The 22224-nt window shown below is 72.2% G+C and carries 18 protein-coding genes; 2 read left to right on the top strand and 16 right to left on the bottom strand.

Annotation, left to right across the window (positions count from 1 at the left end):
• Positions 1–51: 51 nt before the first annotated feature.
• Together ACRAS8_RS04510 and ACRAS8_RS04505 are read right to left on the bottom strand one after the other, a co-directional pair.
• Positions 52–1671, bottom strand: a complete 1620-nt coding sequence (locus ACRAS8_RS04510; protein WP_438484465.1) for an FAD-binding oxidoreductase — start codon at positions 1669–1671, stop codon at positions 52–54.
• A 108-nt stretch (positions 1672–1779) separates the two neighbouring features.
• Positions 1780–2442: an O-methyltransferase gene (locus ACRAS8_RS04505; RefSeq protein WP_438484464.1), complete on the bottom strand. Its 663-nt coding sequence runs from the start codon at positions 2440–2442 to the stop codon at positions 1780–1782.
• Between the two features lie 366 nt (positions 2443–2808).
• Between ACRAS8_RS04505 and ACRAS8_RS04500 the strand changes: the two genes are divergently transcribed.
• Together ACRAS8_RS04500 and ACRAS8_RS04495 are read left to right on the top strand one after the other, a co-directional pair.
• Positions 2809–3378 (top strand): flavin reductase family protein, encoded by a 570-nt coding sequence (locus ACRAS8_RS04500; RefSeq protein ID WP_438484463.1) that lies wholly within the window; start codon positions 2809–2811, stop codon positions 3376–3378.
• A 42-nt stretch (positions 3379–3420) separates the two neighbouring features.
• Entirely contained in the window at positions 3421–4998 is a 1578-nt protein-coding gene (locus ACRAS8_RS04495; RefSeq protein ID WP_438484462.1) for a 4-hydroxyphenylacetate 3-hydroxylase family protein, read from the top strand.
• Between the two features lie 46 nt (positions 4999–5044).
• On the opposite strand, the gene ACRAS8_RS04490 is transcribed toward ACRAS8_RS04495, so the two are convergent.
• The 14 genes from ACRAS8_RS04490 to ACRAS8_RS04425 all read right to left on the bottom strand — a co-directional run bounded on the left by ACRAS8_RS04490 (position 5045) and on the right by ACRAS8_RS04425 (position 22099).
• Complete coding sequence (locus ACRAS8_RS04490) at positions 5045–6436, bottom strand: class I adenylate-forming enzyme family protein (RefSeq protein WP_438484461.1); 1392 nt, start codon at positions 6434–6436, stop codon at positions 5045–5047.
• Between the two features lie 78 nt (positions 6437–6514).
• Positions 6515–7624 (bottom strand): 3-dehydroquinate synthase II family protein, encoded by a 1110-nt coding sequence (locus tag ACRAS8_RS04485; protein WP_438484460.1) that lies wholly within the window; start codon positions 7622–7624, stop codon positions 6515–6517.
• The gene (locus ACRAS8_RS04480) at positions 7621–8427 is read right to left on the bottom strand and encodes a 2-amino-3,7-dideoxy-D-threo-hept-6-ulosonate synthase (RefSeq protein ID WP_438490341.1); all 807 of its coding nucleotides are present in this window, start codon (positions 8425–8427) and stop codon (positions 7621–7623) included. The genes ACRAS8_RS04485 and ACRAS8_RS04480 overlap by 4 nt, the downstream gene beginning before the upstream one ends.
• A 208-nt stretch (positions 8428–8635) precedes the next feature.
• On the bottom strand, positions 8636–11518 hold the full coding sequence (locus tag ACRAS8_RS04475; protein ID WP_438484459.1) for an NACHT domain-containing protein: 2883 nt from the start codon (positions 11516–11518) through the stop codon (positions 8636–8638).
• Positions 11519–11605: 87 nt separating this feature from the next.
• A complete protein-coding gene (locus ACRAS8_RS04470) occupies positions 11606–11917 on the bottom strand; it encodes a trypco2 family protein (RefSeq protein ID WP_438484458.1) in 312 nt (103 codons plus the stop codon).
• 219 nt (positions 11918–12136) lie between these two features.
• Positions 12137–13345, bottom strand: a complete 1209-nt coding sequence (locus ACRAS8_RS04465) for a M6 family metalloprotease domain-containing protein (RefSeq protein WP_438484457.1) — start codon at positions 13343–13345, stop codon at positions 12137–12139.
• 59 nt (positions 13346–13404) lie between these two features.
• A complete protein-coding gene (locus ACRAS8_RS04460; RefSeq protein WP_438484456.1) occupies positions 13405–14670 on the bottom strand; it encodes an alpha/beta fold hydrolase in 1266 nt (421 codons plus the stop codon).
• A gap of 175 nt (positions 14671–14845) precedes the next feature.
• Positions 14846–15586 carry a GntR family transcriptional regulator gene (locus ACRAS8_RS04455; protein WP_438484455.1) on the bottom strand — a complete coding sequence of 247 codons (741 nt, stop codon included), beginning with the start codon at positions 15584–15586 and terminating at the stop codon, positions 14846–14848.
• 44 nt (positions 15587–15630) lie between these two features.
• A complete protein-coding gene (locus tag ACRAS8_RS04450; RefSeq protein ID WP_438484454.1) occupies positions 15631–17013 on the bottom strand; it encodes an aldehyde dehydrogenase family protein in 1383 nt (460 codons plus the stop codon).
• The gene (locus ACRAS8_RS04445; RefSeq protein ID WP_438484453.1) at positions 17010–18014 is read right to left on the bottom strand and encodes a proline racemase family protein; all 1005 of its coding nucleotides are present in this window, start codon (positions 18012–18014) and stop codon (positions 17010–17012) included. Before ACRAS8_RS04445 ends, ACRAS8_RS04450 begins: the two co-directional genes overlap by 4 nt.
• 54 nt (positions 18015–18068) lie before the next feature.
• Positions 18069–18980, bottom strand: a complete 912-nt coding sequence (locus tag ACRAS8_RS04440) for a dihydrodipicolinate synthase family protein (protein WP_438484452.1) — start codon at positions 18978–18980, stop codon at positions 18069–18071.
• 115 nt (positions 18981–19095) lie between these two features.
• Positions 19096–20559, bottom strand: coding sequence for an NAD(P)/FAD-dependent oxidoreductase (locus tag ACRAS8_RS04435; protein WP_438484451.1), 1464 nt, complete (start codon positions 20557–20559; stop codon positions 19096–19098).
• A complete protein-coding gene (locus tag ACRAS8_RS04430) occupies positions 20540–20854 on the bottom strand; it encodes a (2Fe-2S)-binding protein (protein WP_438484450.1) in 315 nt (104 codons plus the stop codon). Before ACRAS8_RS04430 ends, ACRAS8_RS04435 begins: the two co-directional genes overlap by 20 nt.
• Positions 20855–20944: 90 nt before the next feature.
• Positions 20945–22099, bottom strand: coding sequence for an NAD(P)/FAD-dependent oxidoreductase (locus ACRAS8_RS04425; protein ID WP_438484449.1), 1155 nt, complete (start codon positions 22097–22099; stop codon positions 20945–20947).
• Positions 22100–22224: the final 125 nt, after the last annotated feature.

Raw genomic sequence — 22224 nt, 5'->3', positions numbered from 1 at the left:
CAACTCCTCGCAGATCAAGTGTCGTTGTTGTCGATGGACGCGGTGTACGGGTCAGCGGGCGTGCGGCCGCACCGACTGGCGGTGGCGGAAGACGTTGCGCGGGTCGTACGCCGTCTTGATCCGCCGCAGCCTCGTGTAGTTCTCCTTGTAGTACAGCTCGTGCCAGGGCACGTTGGACTTGTTGTACGCGAGGTCGTTGAGGTCGGCGTCCGGGTAGTTGACGTAGCAGCCGTCGGTGACGTCGTTGGGCACCGGCACACCGCCGGTCTCGACGTACGTCTCCGCATAGCTCTCCCGCGCCCAGGCGATGTACTTCGCGTCGTCGGCGGGGTCGTTCCACAGGACGGACCAGAGCATCTTGAACGCCGCGCCCCGGTGCACGAGGGCGGTCTCTGTCTCGCCGACCGCATGCGTCCGGCCACCGTACGGCGTCAGCTGGATGTTGATCTTCGGATTGTCGATGTCGGTGCGTGTGAGGTGCTTGTACAGCGTCTCCGCGTGGGCGCGCGGGAAGTTCGCCTTCATGTAGGCCGACTTGTACTTGGCCCGCAGCGTGGGGTCGTTGAGCTGGGGATTGGTGGTGCCCAGGAAGCGGGTGGCCTGCAGCCAGGGCATCCGACGCGGCGTGGCCAGATGCGGCATCGGGCCCACCAGCTCGCCCATCGGCTCGGTCAGCGCGCCCGGCCCGGTGGTGACCCCGGCGTTGATGTACGCGAAGTACTCGGCGAGCATCTTCTCGGCATCGGGGACATCCGCGTCGACCTGGGTGACCATCCCGATCTGGCCGTTGGACTGGTGGTTGAGCAGCAGGAAACTCGTCAGGAAGCGGGCGGGGCTGTCCGGCGCGATGTGCGTGACGTGCCAGGAAGCGTAGTTCTGCACCAGCCGGACGAACTCGTCCCGGGTCAGGTCGCGCCACGCCCACGACACCGCGCTGAACAGCACCTCGGCCGGGGGCCTGGGCAGCAGCCGGCACGGGTCGCTGCCGGTGGCGCCCGGCGAGCGGAAGAAGTAGCGCGTCACGACCCCGAAACTGCCCCCGCCGCCGCCGGTGTGGGCCCACCACAGGTCCCGGTGCGGGTCGTGCGGCTCCCGGGTGGCGATCACCGTCCGGACCGAGCCGTCGGCCGTGACATGGACCACCTCCACCGCGTACAGGTGGTCGACGACGAGGCCGTCGCGCCGCACCAGCATGCCCCAGCCGCCGCCGCTGACGTGCCCGCCGACCCCGACCGAGTAGCAGATCCCGCCGGGGACGGTCACGCCCCAGGTGCCGTACAGCTTCTCGTAGACGTCCAGCAGTTTGGCACCGGCCTCCACCGCGATCGCCCTGAGGCCCGGGTGGTAGTACACGGCGTTCATCCTCGACAGGTCGAGAACCAGCTGGGTGCTCGCGTTGAAGACGAAGTCCTCCAGGCAGTGGCCGCCGCTGCGCACGGTCAGCCGCTTGTCGTGCCGCACGGCCTCGGCGACGACCGCCGGCACCTGGCTCGGCGCGTCGACCACCCGCACCGACTCCGGGCGGGCGACGAACCGCGCGTTCAACGCCCTGACCAGGTCGGGGTACTGACGGTCGGCGGGGGTGACGGTTATCGGGCCGGCCGCCCTGACGGCATCCGATCCGTGGTTGTCGGAGTAGCCGGCGGCTGTGCCGGCAGGGTGATGCACCATGGTCATACCTTCGTGACGTGGACCGTGAGGTCGTGGAGGGGAGAGGAGCCCGGCGGCCGCAGCCCGGCAGTCGCCGGAAGCCGGCCGTCGGGCCGGTTCAGGACCTGCTCAGCGCTTGAGGGCGAACGTCAGGCCGTCGGCGAACGGCACCACGCTCAGATCCACCCGCTTGTCGTCGCGCACCTTGGCGTTGAAGGCCCGCAGCGCGGTCGTCTCCGAATCCTGCTGGGCCTCGTCGAGCACCGCGCCGTGCCACAGCACGTTGTCCACCACGATCAGCCCGCCGGGGCGCAGCAGTTCCAGGGCGGCCTCGTAGTAGGCCGCGTAGTTCTCCTTGTCGGCGTCGATGAAGACGAAGTCGAAGGAGCCGGCCGCCCCCTCCTCCCGCAGCAGGGCGGCCAGCGACTGCCGGGCGTCACCGACGCGCAGCTCGATCTTCTCCCCGACCCCGGCCCGGCCGGCGAACTCCCGGGCGATCGAGGTCCACTCCTCGCTGATGTCCAGTCCGACCACCCGGCCGTCCCCAGGCAGTGCCATGGCGGTCGAGAGCAGGCTGTACCCGGTGAAGACACCGATCTCCAGGGCGCGCCGGGCACCGATCGCCTTCACCAGCAGCGCCAGGAACTGGCCCTGTTCGGGGGAGATCTGCATGAGCGCCAGGGGGAGTTCGGAAGTCTTCTGCCGGAGTTCCTTCAGCACGTCCGGCTCGCGCAGGGAAATACCGGCGACGTAATCCTGCATCGCCTCGTCGACGGTCACCTGAATGCGCATGAAACCCCCGTTTCAGAATCGCGATCACGGCCGGCCGGCAGGCAACGACGGCCCGCCGACCGTGCTCCCGGGGATCACTGTGAACGCCCAACTCGCCTGTCCCATACGGAACATGACGGTCCATGGCCGAACTGCGCCCCCGGCTTCCGAAAGCTAGAGCGCCGGGCCGACGCCCGTCAAGAGATCCATGACCACCCGTTTCTGGACCGTTTCTTCAGCGCCGGCTCGCACAATGCGGGGTAACGCCGCCGGACGCGGGCACGGGAATTTTTCCTGTTCATTGCCGACTTGCCGGCGCGGCGGCACCGGCGACCGAAGCGGAATACCCGCGCCCGCCTTTCCTCTCCTTTTCCCGCAGGAGGCCCCGTGGTGGACCCGGAACAGCGTGCTCTGAGGGACTGCCTGGGGCAGTTCGCCTCGGGGGTGACCGTGGTGACCACCGGTGACGGCACGGCCGTCCACGGTGCCACCGTCAGCTCCTTCACCTCGGTCTCCCTCGCCCCGCCGCTGATCCTGGTCTCCCTCGACCGCCGCAGTCGCATCCGCCACCGGCTCGCCACGACCCCGACGTTCGGCGTCAACGTGCTCGCGGCCGACCAGCGCGACCTCGCCCTGCTCTTCGCCGGACGCACCGGCGGGCCGGCTCCGGAGATCCATTGGGCGGGCGACCCGGGCGCGCCACGACTCCCGGGCGCCGTCGCGCACTTCACCTGCCGGCCCTGGGCCGGCTACGACGGTGGCGACCACGTGCTCCACCTCGGCGAGGTCGTCGACTTCGAGGCGCCCGGCGGTCCTCCGCTGGTCTTCCACTCCGGGGCGCTCGGCGAACTGGGCCGGGCGCCCGGCGGGACGGTGTGGGCCGGGTCGCTGGACGGCCCCGCACACGGCTGGGGGGCCGACTTCGGCGCACTCGCCGCGACCGGCGGGAAACCATGACACCCACCTCCACAGGGCCAACGACCGGACAAGGAGCGAAAGATGACGCTGTCCAAGGGCGACCCGGCATCCGGCGTCCCCCAGGATCCCGGAACCCGTCCGCTGACCGGTCGTGAATACCTGGAGAGCCTGCGCGACGACCGCGAGATCTATCTCTACGGGGAGCGGGTCAAGGACGTCACCGCCCACCCCGCCTTCCGCAACTCGGCACTGATGACGGCCCGGCTCTACGACGCGCTGCACGACCCCGCCCGGCGCGAGGTGCTGACCTGCCCCACCGACACCGGCACCGGCCGCACCCACCCCTTCTTCCGCACCCCGCACACCGTGGCCGACCTCGTCGCCGACCGCGAAGCCATCGCCGCATGGGCCCGCATGACCTACGGCTGGATGGGCCGCAGCCCCGACTACAAGGCATCCTTCCTCGGCACCCTCGGCGCCAACAGCGACTACTACACCCCCTACGAGGACAACGCCCGCCGCTGGTACAAGGAGTCCCAGGAGAAGGTGCTCTTCTGGAACCACGCCATCATCCACCCGCCGGTGGACCGCCACCTGCCCACCGAACAGGTCCAGGACGTCTTCGTGCACGTGGAGAAGGAGACCGACAACGGCCTGGTGGTATCCGGCGCGAAGGTGGTGGCCACCGGCTCGGCCATCACCCACTACAACTTCATCTCCCACTACGGACTGCCGCTGCGCGACCGGAAGTTCGCCCTCATCGCCACCCTGCCGATGGGCTCGCCCGGACTGAAGCTGATCTGCCGCCCCTCCTACGCGGCGACCGCCGCCGTCATGGGCAGCCCCTTCGACCACCCCCTCTCCAGCCGGCTCGACGAGAACGACACCATCTTCGTCCTCGACAAGGTCCTCATCCCCTGGGAGAACGTCTTCCTCTACGGCGACGCCGACCGCGTCAACGGCTTCGCGCCCAGGTCGGGTTTCCTGGAGCGGCTCACCTTCCACGGCTGCATCCGGCTCGCCGTGAAGATCGACTTCCTGGCCGGACTGCTGCTCAAGGCCGTCGAGATGACCGGCAGCAAGGACTTCCGCGGCATCCAGACCCGGGTCGGCGAGGTCCTGGCCTGGCGCAACATGTTCTGGGCGCTCAGCGACGCCGCCGCCCGCAACCCGCAGGAGTGGAAGAACGGCGCGCTGCTGCCGCGCCTCGACTACGGCATGGCCTACCGCTGGTTCATGACCATCGGCTACCCGCGCATCAAGGAGATCATCCAGCAGGACGTGGCGAGCGGCCTGATCTACGTCAACTCCGCCGCCGAGGATTTCGCCAACCCCGAGATCCGGCCCTACCTGGACACCTATGTCCGCGGCTCCAACGGGTACGACTCGGTCAGCCGCGTCAAACTCATGAAACTGCTGTGGGACGCCGTCGGCACCGAGTTCGGCGGCCGCCACGAGCTGTACGAACGCAACTACTCGGGCAACCACGAGCAGGTGCGCACCGACATCCTCCAGGCCCAGGCCGCCAGCGGCCAGCTCGACGAGTACCGGGGCTTCGCCGAACAGTGCCTGGCGGAGTACGACCTCGACGGCTGGACGGTCCCCGACCTCGACTCGTTCCCCGAACTGCGCGAGCAGCGCAAGCGGTTCTGGGGCTGACGCCACACGCCACGAAAGGGCCGGCCCGCGGGCAGCGGCCGGCCCCTCACCGGACCCGGCCCGCACCGTCCGGCCGCGGCGCCCAGCCCCGCCCGTGCAGCCGGGCCCGGTCCCGCAGCACCTTCCCGCTGGCCGAGCGCGCCAGTTCGGGCACCACGTGGAAGCACCGCGGCACGGCCGCCTCCCGCAGGAACCGCCGGCACCAGGCCGCCAGGTCGTCCCGCCGCAGTTCATCGGAACCGGCCACATGCGCCTCCACCGGGTCCGGGCCCAGCACCACGGCGTCCCGGACGTCCCGGTGGGCGAGCAGCACCGCCTCGATATCGGCCAGGCACTCGCCCGAGGCGGTCCGCCCGTCCCGCCCGCGCAGCCGCCACGCACCCGTCGCGGGATCCCCGGCCACCAGGTCGTGCGTCGGCAGCCAGCCGCCCCCCGCCGGCGGCGGGCACGGCTCGTACGGGTAGGGCGACGCGGGGACGTGCACCTGGAGAGCACCGGCGACCACCCGGGTGCGCACACCGGGCAGCGGTACCCCGATCGCCCCGGGCCCGTACTCACCCGCCAGGTCCGTGGCGACGACACCCGTCTCCGTCGTGCCGTACGCCTGCCCCACCCGGACCCCGTAGCGCCGGGCGAACGCGCCCGCGGTCTCCACCGGCAGCACGTCGCCGCCGGACACCGCCAGCCGCAGCCGCGGCAGCCGCGTCGCGGCAGGGGCGCCGGCCAACTGGGCGATGTGGCGGGGACCGCCCAGCACCACGTCGGCGTCGGCCGCGGCCGCCACGACGTCGGCATCGCCGCCGGAGGCCGGGAAGACCACCGTCGCCCCGGCCGCCAGCGCATGCAGCACACCCCCGATCAACGCGAACGAGCGCGCCACCGGCTCCAGGACCGCCACCCGCTCGCCACCGCGCGGCATCAGCGGCAGCGCACCGAGTCGCTCCACCTCGGCCAGCAGGGACGGCGCGGTGCGCCCCGCGGCCTTGGGCCGGCCCGTGGTGCCGGAGGAGAACTGCACCAGACAGTGGTCCGTGCGCGCCGGCCGGCCGCCGGGCCGCCGCCGCACCAGGACCTCGCACTCCGGCGCGAACCGGTCCTCGTCGCCGAGGAGTTCCCCGAGCGTGATCACGAACTGCGGGCGGCTGAGCTCCAGCAGCGCCTGCCGCTCCGCGCGCGGAGCCGACGGCTCCAGCAGCACGACCTGCGCACCCACGGACCACAGCGCGCACACCACCCACAGCTGGGTGAAGCTGGGCGTGCCGTGCAGCGCGACCGTGCTGCCCGCCCGGATGCCGTGGGCGGGCAGGACCCGGGACAGCCACCCGGTCCGGGCGCGGAACTCCCGGAAGGACACCGCGTCGGCGCCCGCCCGGGCCCACTCCGCGGACGGGTCCCCGGCGGCGAGGAGCCCCCCGCCCCACCAGCCTTCGTCGCTCATCATCTCTCCAGGCCGATGCCTCCCCGCCGGCGGTGCCGCCCCCCAACGGGAACGCGGCACCGCCGGTACGTACGGGGTCTACTTCTCGACGCAGAACTCGCCGACGGGCCAGCCGACATGGCGCTTGTCCGTGGCGATGTGCCCGAGCAGCTGGTCGCCCCGCTTCAGCTCCGTCACGTTCAGGACCGCCGCACCCGGGCCCAGGACCCGCACGTGCCAGTCGTCCTGCACGATCAGACTGACCTCGACACCCTCGGGCGAGAGCGCCCGGATGCCCAGCAGCGGACGCGATTCGAGCTTGATCCGCCCCACCACGATCCGGCGGGTCCGGCCGTCGGCGCCCACCGCCAGCACCGCCGAACCGGCCTTCAGCTCGCTCAGATAGTTGGTGCGGTTGTCCTGACCGAAGACGTACGAGTGCAGCGCACCCGCGTTGACGCGGAACGGGCGCGTCGGCATGTAGGGCAGCGGATGGGTCTCGCTCACGCACAGGACGAACCCGTGCGCGTACGAGCCGATGAGCATCCCCTCGTCCTTCTCGAAGTGCGTGCAGGTGTCGATGCACACCCGGTCGCCCAGGCCGAGGTGCTCGATCGACTCCACCGTCAGCGTGGTCAGCTCCAGGTCGGGGGTGGTCTCCCGCAGCAGCTCCACGAGCCGGAAGACGTCGTTGGCATCGCGCGGCGCCAGCAGGACGCCTTCCGACCCCTTCTCCAGGACGTCGACGATGACCTTCGCCTCCTCCAAGTCATCGGCTCGACAGACGAGTTGGCCGGGCGACCGGTCCGCGGCCGCGATCACGATCTCCAGCGGGATCTTCGTCGGGTCCTTGAACTGCACCACCGCGTACGGCAGTGCCACCGCCGTCTCGCAGGCCAGGGTCAGCGTGGGGTCGTCGACGACGTCCACCAGACCCGCCACGTCCGGCTCGCCCGCCTGATGCCGCGTCCGGAGCCGGTCGAGGTCACCGGCACCGGCGACCTCCCGCAGCACGATCAGCCCGTCCGGGGCCCCGTCGGCCGGTGGCTCCGCGGCGGCCAGGATGCGCTTGACGGTGACCGGCAGCGTGCCGAGCGTGTCGATGTCGTCGTCCACGATGCCGTCGACCCGGGCGTGGACGGCCGCGTCGACGACCGCCTCCCGGTGCTCGGCGGGAACGGTACGGAGGTCGATCCAGGCGAACTTCACAGGGCACCTGCCAATTCGGGAGAGGACTCGGACGGGTGCGCGGGACCGCTGCCGTGGACGATCGCGGCCAGCTGCCGGACCACGCGCTGGGGAGAGGCACTGGTGAACACCCGGCGGCCCACGGCGAGCCCGGCGCAACCGGACGTCATCACCGCTGTCGCGAAGACCGCCAGATCCTCCCCGGACCCGGCGCCGCCCGCGACGACCACGGGCAGCGGAGCGGACCGGACCACCTCGGCCATCCGCGCCGCCGGTGCGGCGAGCACCGTCTTGACGATGTCGACGCCGAGATCCGCCGCGACGCTCACGGCGTGCGCCACGAGCTCCGGCCGGGCGGGATCGGTCACCCGGGGACCCCGGGGATAGACCATCGCGATCAGGGGCATGCCCCAGCGCTCGCACGCCCCGGCCACGGCTCCCAGGTCGCGCAGCTGCGCGGACTCGGTGTCCGACCCCAGGTTGACGTGGACGCTCACCGCGTCCGCGCCGAGGCGCAGGCACTCCTCGACATCGCCGACGAGGACCTTGGCGTCCACGTCCGGCCCCACGCTGGTGCTCGCGCTCAGATGCACCACGAGTCTGGTCTCCGCCAGCAGACTGGGCGGGATCGTCCGGGCTCTGCCCTTGTGCACCACGACGGCGTCCGCACCGCCCGCCGCGAGGTCCGCCACCAGGCCGGGAAAGCCGGCCGCGGGCACGATCGGCCCGTCGGAGACGGAGTGGTCCAGCGGGACGAACAGATACCGGCCGTCACCGGGACGGGACAGCCGTGCCAGGCGCAGCGCTTTTCCGGTCAGTGGCATCGTTGTCATGACACGCCCCCATTCGTACGCGACAGCTCTGCCTCAGGACTGCACTCTCGCAAGAGCCGCTGAAGAATCGAGCCAACCCGTTTCCGCAGGCAGGAGCCCTCACCAGGAAACCGACCCGCACTGCCCCGAACTGCCCGACACCGCGGCCCCGTTGACGAGCCCTGAGCCGGGGCTGTGCCCCGGCTCAGGGCCGCCGAGGTCACCGCCGCAGCCACTCCAGCAGTTCGTCGTGGCGTACCTGGTAGACGGTGCCGGCCGACCTCAGCAGACCGCGCCCGTGGCACCAGCGGAGGAACGTGGCCAGACGCCAGGGCAGCTTTCCACGGGTGGCCGCGAGCAGGCCGAGGTACTGGCGGCTGGTGACCGCGACGAAGCCGGGCCCGGCGGCCACGCCGCAGGCGAGGGCCGTGCCGACGGCGAGCGGCCAGGGCGCCCGCAGCCACTCGACGGTCAGCGTCCCGTAGAGCGTGAGGGCCGCGACGACGGCACCGGACACCATCCCGGCCATCAAGTCATTGCGCAGGGGGGACAGCGGGGTGGGCACACCGGGCGGATCCGGGTCCGGGTCTCCTCCGTTGTTGCGGCGGGCCGCGCGGAGCCCCGCGGGTACGCCCGCCGCCAGCCCGATCGCCCCGGCGCCGCATCCGGCGGTGAGACCGACGAAATCGCCCAGTCCGCCGGCAAGGAACCCGGCCGCCACCGCCACCGCCAGGCCGGAAGGAGCGCCGGCTGCCACGAGATGACGGCGGTCGATGTCCGCCCGCACCGACAGCGCCAGGCCGAAGCCGAAGACGACGGCGAACCCGGCTCCGGCGGCCTGCGCGAAGCCCTCCCCGAACAGGGCCGTCAGCGGCAGCATGAGGACACAGCCAAGGGTGACGCCCAGAATGATCCGGCTCCAGCCGAGTCTGCTGCGCAGCCGCTGGAACAGGATGCGGCGGGGCTGGACGTATCGTGCGCGTGCGTTCCAGGCCGACAGGAGCGGCGCCGGTGTCAGCAGCGCGAGGAGCACCGTGCCCGGCAGCGGCAGCGCGTGGTTCCGACGGAGGCAGAACCCCAGGAGGAGCAGGGCCGGTATCCAGCAGGCGAGGGTGAGCGCTGCGGCGGCGTAGCGGGCGCCGCGCGGTCCGGCGACCGGCCAGAGCGTATGGATGGCCAGGTCCCGGGAGGGTACGACGGTGCCGCCGCGGTCGGTCGGCGCGGCGCTGCCGCCGCGCAGGCCGGCGGTGAGCAGGCGCAGCCACCGGGTCACGGCTTGCGCGGGGTAAGGCGGACGCCGGTCGGCTGGGTCCGGCTCGCACACCGACGGTATGAATGCGTCGAGCAACGCCGCGTGCAACTCCTGCCGCCCCCGGCCGGCCGAGGCCGGAACCCCGGTGAACGAGCGGAGTTTCGCAGCTCCGGCTTCGGTCTGCGACGCCAACGACGCCAGCGTGAGCATCCACGGTGAGGACAGTGCCTCTCTCGTGACCGTCCCCGCGGCGAAGAGCGCGTCCTCCATGTCGGCGAGCCGGGCACGGTTCGTGGTCCGACCGAGCAGGTACCGTCGGCCGTCGGCGGACCGGACCACCTCGATCCGCACCTTCGCACAGTCCAGCAGCCGCTGATCGGCGCGGTGGAGATCGTCGTACTCCTCCGAACGGCAGGTCAGCACCAACGGCCCGGCAAACCGGTTGAGTTGGCCGAGCGCGGCGCCGGCCCTGGGCCGCCTCCTCCCGGGAGGGTCCATCTCGTCGAGGCCGTCCAGAACCGGCATGATCCGCCCGGACGCCAGCAAATCCCGCGCGGTGACGGTGGAACCGCCCAGGTACTCCCGGCCCACGCGCTCGCTGAACCATTCGGTGAAGGTCACGCTGGTGGTGTCCCACTCCGACAGGCCGACCGGTACCGGCACCGGACCGTCATAGCCCTTGCGGGCGAGTACCCGATGGACGAGTTCACACGCCAGGAGCGTCTTGCCCGAGCCGGGGCCGCCCGTGATGACCAGGCGCTGCGGCCGGAGACCGTCCAGATAGCGGGCGATACCGTCGAAGTCCCCGCGCGGCCACGCCCTGTCGGCGTCCCTGCCGCCCTGCGGAACGGTGACGAAGGTGACGTTGATGGCCTTGCTGTCGTTGCCCAGCAGCTGCCAACGGCGTCGGCCCACTTCCGCCTGAACGGTCTCGGCCAGCTTTCGGACCGCGGCTTCCCGGCCGGCCCCCGCCGGCCGCGGACCACGGCGCCAGCCGATGCCCCACACCGCCATAACGCCGGAGAAGGCCGTTCCGACCCGCCAGGTGACGCCCGACGCCGGCGGGGCGAGCGCCATGAGTACCAGGATCGCCATCGCTCCCCCCGCGGCGGGCAGCAGCAGCTTCCGCAGGCGATGCCGCACGGCGGGTGGCGGCATGGCGATCGGCGCGAAGCCCGTGTCGCCACCGGGATCCGGAGGCGACCCACCGATGTCCTCGACGACGAAATGGATGCCATGGGCCGATAACGTCTGCTCGAATCCGGGCAGTTCGGCGAGGACGTGGACGGGTACGGCCTCCAGCACGCCGGGCGCGAGACTCTTCTCCGTCGTCACGACCGCGACCAGGTGCACATCGCAGAACAGTCCGGTCCCCGAGCTGCCGCGCCATCCCGATCGGCCCGGCACGATGCCCACGTCGACGTGCACCGTGGTCATCCGGGACTTCATACCGTGCAGCGGATCCACATGGCCACGCATCGGCATGGTGTCCCGGGAATGGTCGGCACGTGCCACCGCGTTGGGAAACCCCAGTCCGAGGCAGGGCACGCGGTCCCTGCCCACGATCCGCCCGAACCGCACCGGCGGTGTCATCGGCGGCTGCCACTCCGGCCCGGTGATCCGCAGCAGCGCACCGTCCGTCTCAGGCAGGGCCCCCGCCCCCGCTGCTTCCGGCCGCCACAGCAGTTCGGCAGCCGTCCAGGCCGTACGGCCCTCCGGATCCAGCTGCCGGACCTCCACGCCGCCGCCCGCGTGGACTCCGTCCACGACGTGCAGCGCGGTGAGCACTACTTCGTCACCGAGCAGGTACCCGCTGCCGGACTTCCCGAGGACCGGATTCCAGATCTCCATGACCCTTGCCTGGTCCATCCCTCACATCCCCCGCATCCCCCGTCCCGTCCTTCACCTGACGAGCTGCTCCACGCGGACCGTGCGGGGCTATTTCGGACGCTGCGGAGAGTCGGCGGAGATCGTCAGATCGTTGTCGCCGCCGTCGACCGGTTGCAGCGTGAGCTTGACACGGTGGGTCCGCCCCACGCTGCCCGCCGCATGGGCCTCGACCGACCACGGAAGGACGAAGACCTTGGCCTTGGCCCCACCGTCCTTCTTGACCTCCACGGTGAATTCGAGCTCCACCGGCCCGGTCCGGAATCTCAGCGAATCCTGCGCGCCCGCCTCCATGGCGCCCTGCAACTCGGCGCGAATCGCGCTGATGGTTTCCCCCAGTTCAGCCCATGGTTCCCGCGACAAGTCCCCACCCCTCTGATCACTGAGTCCCAGCCCGGAGAGCGCACAGGCCAGGCGCGGCAACGCGCGCCGGCCCACTCCGGTCCGCACCGTATCCGCTTCCGCTCCCCCCGGCGACTCGTTCCGGAAAACATCTGTCACTCCGCCAAAACATGGGCCCCTGAGGAGTTTTCGCTTCCGGCCGCCGTGTCTGCTGCCCACTTCGCCGCCGGACCGGAGGGCTTACGACCTGCTGAGTTTCACCAGGTCGCCCGATGTGTCGCCGGCGAGCACGTCGATGCGGACGCCGTGGTCCGGGTCCGTGAAGTGCTGACCGGGTGTGTACGCGGCCAGGTCGAGGGCGGTGCAGCCGGCTTGCGGCTTGGCGGACGGGTGGCCGTTCATGACCCGGACGGGGCCCTCGCCGGTCGGGGTCGCGGAGTTGACCTGGTAGATGAGGACGCCGCGCGAGCAGGCGTGCGCGTCGTGGCCCTCGGCCCTGCGGGACTCCGCGACGTACGCCGTCGTCGCACCGGTGCGCAGGACGGCGATCTTGGTGCCGCCGCGTCGTTCCACCGGCGTCAGGCGCACGGTGCGCCGGCCGGGTGCGGCCGAGCAGGCGACCTGGGCGTCACGGGTCCAGCCGAGTTTCCAGGAGTGCCAGCCCAGGTACTGGGGTGCGGGGCCGGCGATGTTGCCCATCACGTCCCAGCCGCCGACGTACTGGTGGGTGGCGCCGGTGAAGGAGTACAGGTCGGGCAGGCCGAAGGTGTGGCCGGTCTCGTGGTCGGCGACCTTGGGGCCCCAGTGCCACAGGTCCTGGCCGAAGGTCACGGCCCACTTGATGCGGGTGCCGTCGGCGGTCACCCCGGGCGTGCCGGGGTCGTAGAGGTAGGTGGGGGAGAAGGAGATCGCGGAGGCCGCCTTGGTAGGTACGACGTAGACCATGTCGTAGCGGGAGAAGTCCGCGTACGGGTCGGCGGCGGTGATCGCGTCGCGTACGTACTTCTCGTGGGCCTCGAAGGTGAGGCCGCGCCGGAATCCGTACGAGTCCGAGGTCGCCGGCATGCGGATCCAGCGGTGCAGTGCGGTGAGGGCGAGGCGCGTGTGCCCGTAGCTGGCCGTGCGCATCCAGTCGGCGGCGGGGGCGAGTTGGGCCGCATAGGCATCCGTGGAGCCGGTGGCCCGGGCGTCGGGGAAGTCCACGAACAGCATCAGGACGCGCCTGGTTCCGGTGGCGCGCTGGAACCGGGTGTGGTCCGTGGCATGGCCTTCGTCGGTCCATCCGGTTCTGCCGGGCAGTGCGCAGTCGCCGGCGGGGGAGGGGGAGGAGGGGTGTCGGGGCGGCGGTGGCGTGGCTGTGGCCCCGTTCGCCGATGCGGGGGTGGCGAGGCAGGACGTGAGGACCAGTGCCGCGGTGACGGCGCGCAGACGTGCGGAGCGGGGGGACATGTCACTCCTGTCGGGGGAGGGAGGAGAAGGGAGGAGGGGCGGTGCGCGGGGTGCGAGGGCTACGCGCGTCCGGCGGCCAGGTCCATCAGGCGGGCGAGGACCCGGCCGTTGGAGGCGGTGACGCCGTCGTGCTCCCATTCGTTGGTGACCCAGGCGCGGGTGGAACCGACTTCACGCGCCGTGCGCAGCGAGAGTCCCGCGTCGACGTACATGTCGTCGTGGTAGACGACGGCGGCCAGGGGGACCTGATTGGCGGCGAGGCGTCGGGGGTCGTAGAGCGGGGCCCAGTCGGTGCGCCGGGCGAGGAGATCCGCGGCGTCCGCGAAGGGGCGCAGGCCCCTGATCTCACGGAACATCCAGGGGTAGATCATCTCGCCGGTCAGGAGGAGGGGGTCGGCGTCCTCGGCGAACTCGGGGAAGTCGGTCAGTGACCGGGCGGCGGCCCAGGCGGTCGGACCGGCTCCCTGCCCGTACAGCGTCTCCTGCATGACGGCGTACAGCGGGTTGTCGATGAAGCCGGTCAGGGACTCGGCCTGGTGGAGGAAGGTGTCGGTCAACTCCCCGGCCGGGTCCAGGGATTCGTCGAGCAGCCAGTGGAGGCGTTCGAAGCCGTCGCCCATCCCGAGGACGAGGCCGAGCGTGCGGAGACGGCGGGGGGTGAGGCGGTCGCCGCCGGGCAGCCGGATGTCGTCGGAGGCGAGAAGATCGGCGATCTTGCGGAGTCGTGCGGCGTCGTCGGGGTAACGGGCGTAGAAGTCGAGGACCCGGTCCCGTACGCGGGGGTAGGTGCGGGCATAGACGTCGTCCGCGGTCGCGGTGAGCCCCGGCAGGCCGCCGGTGACGTAGCAGGCCCGCAGGCCGTGGGGGGCCCGGGAGAGGTAGGTGAGGGTGAGGAAGCCGCCGTAGCTCTGGCCGAGCGTCTCCCAGGGCTCGTCGCCGCACAGGTGTCCGCGGATCAGCTCCGCGTCGGCCACGATCGCGTCGGCGCGGAAGTGGGCCAGATACGCGGCCAGTTCGGACGGGGCGGAGAACCGGGCGGCTGCCTTGGCGGTGACCGGAGTGGAGCGGCCGGTACCGCGCTGGTCGAGGAGGAGCACCCGATGGGTCTTCAGTGCCTGGGGCAGCCAACCCGGTGATCCCGCCGAAGGGCGGGGCGCCTTGCCGCCGGGGCCGCCCTGCAAGTAGAGCAGCCAGGGCAGTTGGTCCTTGGCGCGGGCCGGGTCGACGACCTCACGTGCGAAGACCTGGAGGGTCGGGCCGTCCGGGCGGGAGTGGTCCAGCGGGACGGTGAAGACGTGATCGGTGGTGGCGTGAGCGGGGTTCATGGTGCCCCTGGTGTCCTTTCGGTGCGGTGTGACATTGCATGGGTGCGCGCGCATCAGCGTGCCTCAGCCGTCCGCCTCAGGGGAGCCCTCGTCCGGGCATAGCGCGACGTTATGGAAGAGGGGCCCTTCGCCGACTCGGCGCTTCAGTGCCTCATGGCCTCATGGCCTCATGGCCTCAAGAGGAACGCTTCCCGGAGCGTCGCCCCGCCCCCTTCGTCCCGGTGGTTCCGGTGGTTCCGGCCGGGGAGGAGCTGCCGCTGCCGGCCCACAGGGAGCGGATGTGGCCCAGGTGCCGGGCCATGCACCGCTCGGCCTTCTTCGCGTCGCCGGCGAGCATCAGGTCGAGGAGTTCCAGGTGTTCCTCGGCCGAGGGGAGCAGTTCGCCGCGCTCGTCGAGGGCGGTGAGCCCGTACAGGCGGGAGCGCTTGCGCAGGTCGCCGACGGTCTCGACGAGGCGGTCGTTGCCGGAGAGCGCGAGGAGGGAGAGATGGAACCGCCGGTCGGCCTCCAGATAGCCGATGAGGTCATGATCGCGGGCGGCCCGCACGATCTCCTCGGCGACCGGGCGCAGCGCCTCCAGTTCCTCGCGGGCGGCGGTGCGGGCGACCTGGCCGACCGTGGGGATCTCGATGAGCGCGCGGATCTCGGTGTACTGGTCGAGGTCGCGCTCGTTGACCTCGGTGACCCGGAAGCCCCGGTTGCGGACGGGCTCGACCAGGCCCTCGCGGGCCAGGTCGAGCATCGCCTCGCGCACGGGGGTGGCGGAGATCCCGAAGTCCTCGGCGAGGACCGGCGCCGAGTACACCGCGCCGGGACGCAGTTCACCGGAGATCAGGGCGGCCCGCAGGGCGTTGCTGACCTGGTCGCGCAGCCGCTCCCGGCCGGCGTTGAGGTCGCGGTGCTTGAGGTGCCCCATGGCGCTCGTGGTCCCTTCGGTCTGGTGTGGACCACCGTACAATGTCACGTTGCCTTCGACGGTGACAGGGTGTAGGTCCGGGTGGAGGTGTAGAACTCCAGCGCCGCCCGCCCCTGTTCGCGCGGCCCGTGGCTGGATGCCTTGGTGCCGCCGAACGGCAGGTGGAAGTCGACACCGGTGGACGGTGCGTTGATCCGGATCATTCCGGTGTCGAGCCGGTCCAGGCCGCCCAGCGCCGTGTCCAGATCGGCGGTGTGGACCGAGGTGACCAGGCCGTACGGCACGGAGTTGGTGAGGTGTACGGCGTGCGCGAGGTCGTCGGCGGGCAGCAGGACGGCGAGCGGACCGAAGATCTCCTCGCGCAGCAGGCGGTGTCCCGCGGGCACCTTCTCGACCAGGGTCGGGGCCGCGTACCAGCCGGGCCCGTCGGGCACCGTTCCGCCCACCACCGGGCTCAGGCCCCGCCAGGCGTCGCCGACCCGGTCGCGGGCCGTTTCGCTGATCAGCGGACCGCTCACGGTCGCCGCGTCGGCCGGATCGCCGACGGGTACGGCGCGCAGTGCCGCGGCGAGCGCCTCGCGCAGGGGGGCGAGGGCCGCGCCGACCGCGATGACGCGGCTGGTGGCGGTGCACTTCTGCCCCGCGTACCCGGCGATGGCGGCGGCGAGGTGGGCCGCGGCCCCTTCGATGTCGGCGTCGGGGAGGACGATCGCCGCGTTGAGGCCGCCCATCTCGGCCTGGACCGGGACGCCCCGTTCCGTGGCGGTGCGGGCGACGTCCCGGCCCACGGCGGTGGAGCCGGTGAAGGAGACGACGTCGGTGGTGGAGACGAGCGCCCGGCCTTCGGTGGCTCCGCCGGGCAGGAGGGTGAACACCCCGTCGGGCAGCGCCCGTTGAACGATCTCGGCCAGGCGCTGTGCACAGGCGGTGGCCTCGGGGGCCGGCTTGAGGACGACCGCGTTGCCGGCTGCCAGCGCCGGGGCGGCCTTCCAACTGGGGATGGCGAACGGGAAGTTCCAGGGCGTGATCAGTCCGGCCACACCGTGCGGGCGGCGGCGGGTGAGCAGCAGGCCGGGGCCCGCGGCGGTCTCGTGGACGGCGCCGACGGGTTCGTACGGGGCCTGGGCGTAGTAGCGCCAGATCGCGGCCGTGCGGGCGACTTCGGCCCGGGCCTCGGCGAGCGGTTTGCCCACCTCGCGGACGGCGAGTGCGGCCAGCTCGGCCGCGGCGGAGTCGATGGCGGTGGCGATCGCGCCGAGCGCGGCCGAGCGGGCGGCCGCCCCGCCGAGCAGCCAGTCGGGCTGGGCCGTGCGGGCCCGCTCCACGGCGTCGGCGGCCCCCGAGGCGCCGGGCGCCGGGATGCGGAGCAGGACATCGGCGGGGTCGGCCGGGTTGTGCGAGGTGAGGAGGGAGGCGGTGTCGGTCACAGGAGGAAACCTCCGGGGAAGGGGTCGTCCGGGGCGAGGAAGTACTGAGCGGTGCCGGTGATCCAGGCGCGTCCGGTGACGGTCGGTACGACGGCGGGCAGTGTGCCGACCGTGGTTTCCCCGGTCAGCCGGCCCGTGAAGCGGGTGCCGATGAAGGATTCGTTGACGAAGTCGCGGTGCAGGGGAAGTTCGCCGCGGGCGTGCAGCTGGGCCATCCGGGCCGAGGTGCCCGTTCCGCACGGGGAGCGGTCGAACCAGCCGGGGTGGATGGCCATCGCGTGCCGTGAGTGGTGGCCGTCGGAGCCGGGCGCGGCGAGGTAGACGTGCTTGACTCCGGCGATCTCCGGCCGCTCGGGGTGTACGGGCCGCTCAGGTGAGGTGTTGATGGCGTCCATGACGGCGAGTCCGGCGGCCAGCAGCTCGTCCTTGCGGCCGCGGTCGAACGGCAGCCCCAGCGCGTCGAGTTCGACGAACGCGTAGAAGTTTCCGCCGAACGCCAGGTCGTAGGTGACCGTGCCGTGGCCGGGGACCTCGACCGTGCGGTCCAGGGCGGCGCAGAAGGCGGGGACGTTGGTGAGCGTGACGGACGTGGCGGCGCCGTCCGCCACCCGTACGTCGACGCTCACCAGCCCCGCCGGGGTGTCGAGCCGGACGGTGGTGACCGGTTCGGCCACCGGCACCATGCCGGTCTCGACCAGGACGGTGGCGACCCCGATCGTGCCGTGCCCGCACATCGGGAGCAGCCCGGAGACCTCGATGTAGAGGACCCCGTAGTCGGCGTCGGGGCGGGTGGGCGGCTGGAGGATGGCGCCGCTCATGGCGGCATGACCGCGTGGTTCGTACATCAGGAGCGTCCGGAGGTGGTCCAGGTGCTCGATGAAGTACGTCCGCCGCTCGGCCATGGTGGTGCCGGGGATGACGCCGACGCCGCCGGTGATCACGCGGGTGGGCATGCCCTCGGTGTGGGAGTCGACGGCGTGGAAGACATGGCGGGTGCGCACGGGCTTCCTTTCGGTGGGCGAGGTGCTCCGGTCATCGGCGGGCGGGTGACGCGGTCAGCGGTGGCCGTCGGCGACGGCCTTCGTGGTGGCGGTCCGCACCGCCGCCTCGGTCTCCCCGGTGAGCGGGGAGCGCGGCGGGCGGGTGGGTCCGCCGCGCCGCCCGACGATGTCCATGGACAGCTTGATGGACTGGACGAACTCCGTCTTGGAGTCCCAGCGCAGCAAGGAGTGCAGGGACTTGTAGAGCGGGCGGGCGGTGTCCAGGTCGCCCGCGACGGCGGCGTGGTACAGCGTGGCGCAGCTGGCGGGGAAGGCGTTGGGGTAGCCGGCGATCCAGCCGACGGCGCCGGCGAGGGCGAGTTCGAGCAGGACGTCGTCGGCGCCGATCAGCAGGTCGAGTTCCGGGGCGAGTTCGGCGATCTCGTAGGCCCGGCGGACGTCGCCGGAGAACTCCTTCACGGCGACGATGCTGCCGTCCTGGTGCAGCCCGGCCAGCGTGCCGGGGGTGAGGTCGACCTTGGTGTCGATGGGGTTGTTGTAGGCGACGACCGGTACCCCGACGCGGGCGACCTCGGCGTAGTGGGCGCGTACGCCCGGCTCGCCGGCCCGGTAGGCGTTCGGGGGCAGCAGCAGCACCGAGCTGCAGCCCTCCTCGGCCGCCTGCTCGGCCCAGCGCCGGGCTTCGCCGCTGCCGTAGGCGGAGACGCCGGGCATGACCCGTGCCCCGTCGCCCGCCGCCTCGACGGCGGTACGGACCACACGGGCCCGCTCCTCGTCGGTGAGGGTCTGGTACTCGCCGAGCGAGCCGTTGGGCACGACTCCGTCGCAGCCGTTGTCGATCAGCCAGCGCACGTGCTCGGCGTAGGCGTCGTGGTCGACGGAGAGGTCGTCCCGCAGCGGAAGGGCGGTGGCGACCATGATCCCGCGCCACGGACGGTCGGTGTTCCAGGTGGTGGAGACGGACATCTCGACAAGAACCTCTCTGTGAAACGTGACATTTTACTGTTGGGATGGTTGGTGTGGGGGTGGTTGGTGTGGGGATGGAGGGTGCGCCGGAGCCCGAAGCGGGCCCGGCCCGGGGTCAGCCGTCGTCGGCGGGGTCGTCGAGCGCGGCGAGCGCCGAGAGCGGGACGGGAACGGCGAACGGACGGCGTTCGGCCGGCGGTTCGACGGCTTGGCCACGGGCCGCGAGGCAGGCCACCGCCGCACCGCACATCCGGCCCTGGCACCAGCCCATCCCGGCTCGGGTGAGCAGCTTGACCGTGCGGGCGTCCCGCGCTCCGAGGTCCTCGACCGCCTCCCGGATCCGCCCGGCCGTGACCTCCTCGCAACGGCACACGTCGGTGTCGCCGGTGAGCCAGCGCGACCACCCGGGGCCGGGCGCGTGGACGGCGGTCATCGCGTCGGCGAAGGCGCGCATCCGGTCCCGGCGGCGCCCGAGCTCCCGGACCCGGCCGCCGTGGGCGGGCCGTCCCAGGATGCGTGCGGCCACCGCCACGGCCGCCAGCTCCCCTTCCGTCCGGGCCAGTTGGGCCCCGCCCACCCCGCCGGTCTCACCCGCCGCCCATAGGCCGCGCACCGACGTCTCCTGGAGGTCGTCCAGGGCCAGGGCCCGGGTGCCGTCGGACAGCGGGCGGGTGACGCAGCCGAGCGTCACGGCCAGCTCGATCTGGGGGACGAGGCCGTGCCCGACGGCCAGCGCGTCGCAGACGATCCGGCGTCCCGTCCCCCGCACGGGACGCCAGTCGCGATCGAGACGCGTGACGGTGACGGCCGTCACCCGGTCCGTGCCGTGCACCTCGGTGACCGCGCTGCGCGGCCGCACCCGCACCCGGTGCCACAGCAGCGCCGCGCCGTGGACCAGCCCCTCGGCGGCCTTGTGGAGATTGGTGGCCAGCGCCCGGAGGTGGCGGGCGTAGCGGAGATAGCCGGACGCCTCGACGACGGCCGGCACGCGCGCGCCGGCGGCCGCCAGCGTGGAGGCCACCGCGAGCAGCAGCGGGCCACTGCCCGCCACGACGACCTTCCGACCCGGCAGTACCAGACCCGACTTGAGCATGGCCTGGGCTCCGCCGGCCCCCACGACACCGGGCAACGTCCATCCGGGGAAGGGGAGTTGCCGTTCGTAGGCGCCGGTCGCCAGCAGCACCGCACGGGCCCGTACGCGCACGGGGCGTTCACCGCCGCCGTCGGCCCCGGTGACGGCGTGCACCGCCCACAGCCCGTCACCGGCTCCGTCGCCCGCACCCTCCGCGTCGTCCTTCGTCACGCTCCACACATGATGCCCGGGAAGATGACGGACCTCGCTGTGGGCCAGCCGTCGTCGCAGGTCGGTGTAGGCGGACCAGTCGTGGTGCAGAGCCTCGGGGCGGACGGCTCCCAGGGCGGGGGCCGGGGTGCGGTAGAACTGTCCGCCCGTCTGCGCGGCGGTGTCCAACAGGGCCACGGACAGCCCGAGTTCAGCGGCAGCGACGGCTCCGGCGAGACCGGCGGAGCCGGCACCGATCACCGCGAGGTCGTACGGTTCAGACGCCGAGATCGCCACGGCCGTGTCCTTCCTGAGTGGTGATGGCGTCCCCCGGCCGGGCCGGAACCAGGCAGGCCCGCCGGTTCGGTTCTCCGTTGATGGTGGCGAGGCAGTCGTAGCACTGGCCGATGCCGCAGAACGCGCCGCGCGGGCGTCCGCCGCCGCGCGTGGTGCGCCAGGCCAGGATTCCGGCTCCCCAGAGGGCGGCGGCGACGGACTGGCCGGGCAGAGCGGTCACGGCGCGCCCGTCGAAGGTGATCCGGAAGGGCGGACCGGGCTGGGCACCGACCAGTTCGGCGGGGGTACGGGCCATGGCTCCTCCTCTCATGACTCATCGGGCAGTGATGCGTCGATGCGTCGATGCGTCGATTCATCGGGCAGTGACGCGTCGGGCAGGCGGTCTTCAGGCGGCCGGGGAGAAGCGCTCCGGCCTGAACGGGGTGAGGTCGAGCGGTGGTTCGCCACCGGTCAGCGACCGTGCGACGGCCAGTCCGGTGGCGGGGGCCAGTCCGATCCCCGCGCCCTCGTGGCCGCAGGCGTGCAGCAGGCCGGGGACGCGCGGATCGGGGCCGATGGCGGGCAGGTGGTCCGGCAGGTACGGACGGAATCCGACGTAGGTGCGCATCGCCCGGACCCCGGCCAGGACCGGGAAGAGGGCGGTGGCCTGGACCGCCAGGCGCCGCAGCGCCTCGGGCGAGAGCGTGCGGTCGTAGCCGACCCGTTCCCGGCTGGCACCGATCAGGACCGGCCCCGCCGGGGTGCCCTCCACCACCGCCGAAGTCTGCAGCGCCGCGGAGCCACTGGCCACGTCGGCGACGTAGTCGGCCGCGTACACCTTGCGGCGCACGACGCGCGGCAGCGGCTCGGTGACCAGGACGAAGCCCCGGCGGGGGCGGACGGGAAGCGCGACCCGCGCCAGGCGGGCGATCTCACCGCCCCAGGTACCGGCGGCGTTCACCACGTACGGGGCGTGGAGTTCCCCGGCCGTCGTCCGCACGCCCCGGATCTCGCCACTCGCCCCGGTGAGCAGGCCGGTGACCTCCGCACCGAGGCGCAGCCGGACCTGCTCGCCACCCGCGCGCAGCAGATGGGCGGCGGCGAGCGCCGGCATGACCTGGGCGTCCTGCGGATAGTGGAAGCCCCCGGCCAGTCCGGCGGCGAGATGGGGTTCCAGGTCCGGCAGGCGGTCGGCCGGGACCTCCTCCGCCGTGACACCCGCCCCGCGCTGCCCGGAGGCGAAGTCGCGCAGCGCGGCCATCCCCGCCTCGTCGGAAGCGACGACCAGCCCGCCCTTGGGTTCGTACTCGATGTCCGGCGGGAGTTCTTCGGACAGTGTCCGCCACAACGCGGCGGAAACCCTGGCCAGTTCGAGTTCGGGGCCCGGCTCCTTGTCGGACACCAGGAGGTTGCCCTCGCCGGCCCCCGTCGTACCGCCCGCGACGGGGCCGCGGTCCAGTACGGCGACGCGGAGGCCGGACCGGGCGGCGTAGTAGGCGCAGGCCGCGCCGACCACGCCTGCCCCGATGACGACGACGTCTGCGGAGTTCCTTGTCAGCACGTCGGTAATATTTCACATTGCACTCTCGGTGCCAAGGGTCCTCGGCCAATTGCCGCCGGATGGCGGTGAGTTCCGTCGGGTCCTCGGGGGCGGGGTGAGCGAAGAAGTCGCCAACACCTTGTCAG

This window comes from Streptomyces sp. S186 (assembly GCF_051603415.1).
Lineage (GTDB): Bacteria > Actinomycetota > Actinomycetes > Streptomycetales > Streptomycetaceae > Streptomyces.
This window is presented reverse-complemented; position numbering and strand designations above follow the sequence as displayed.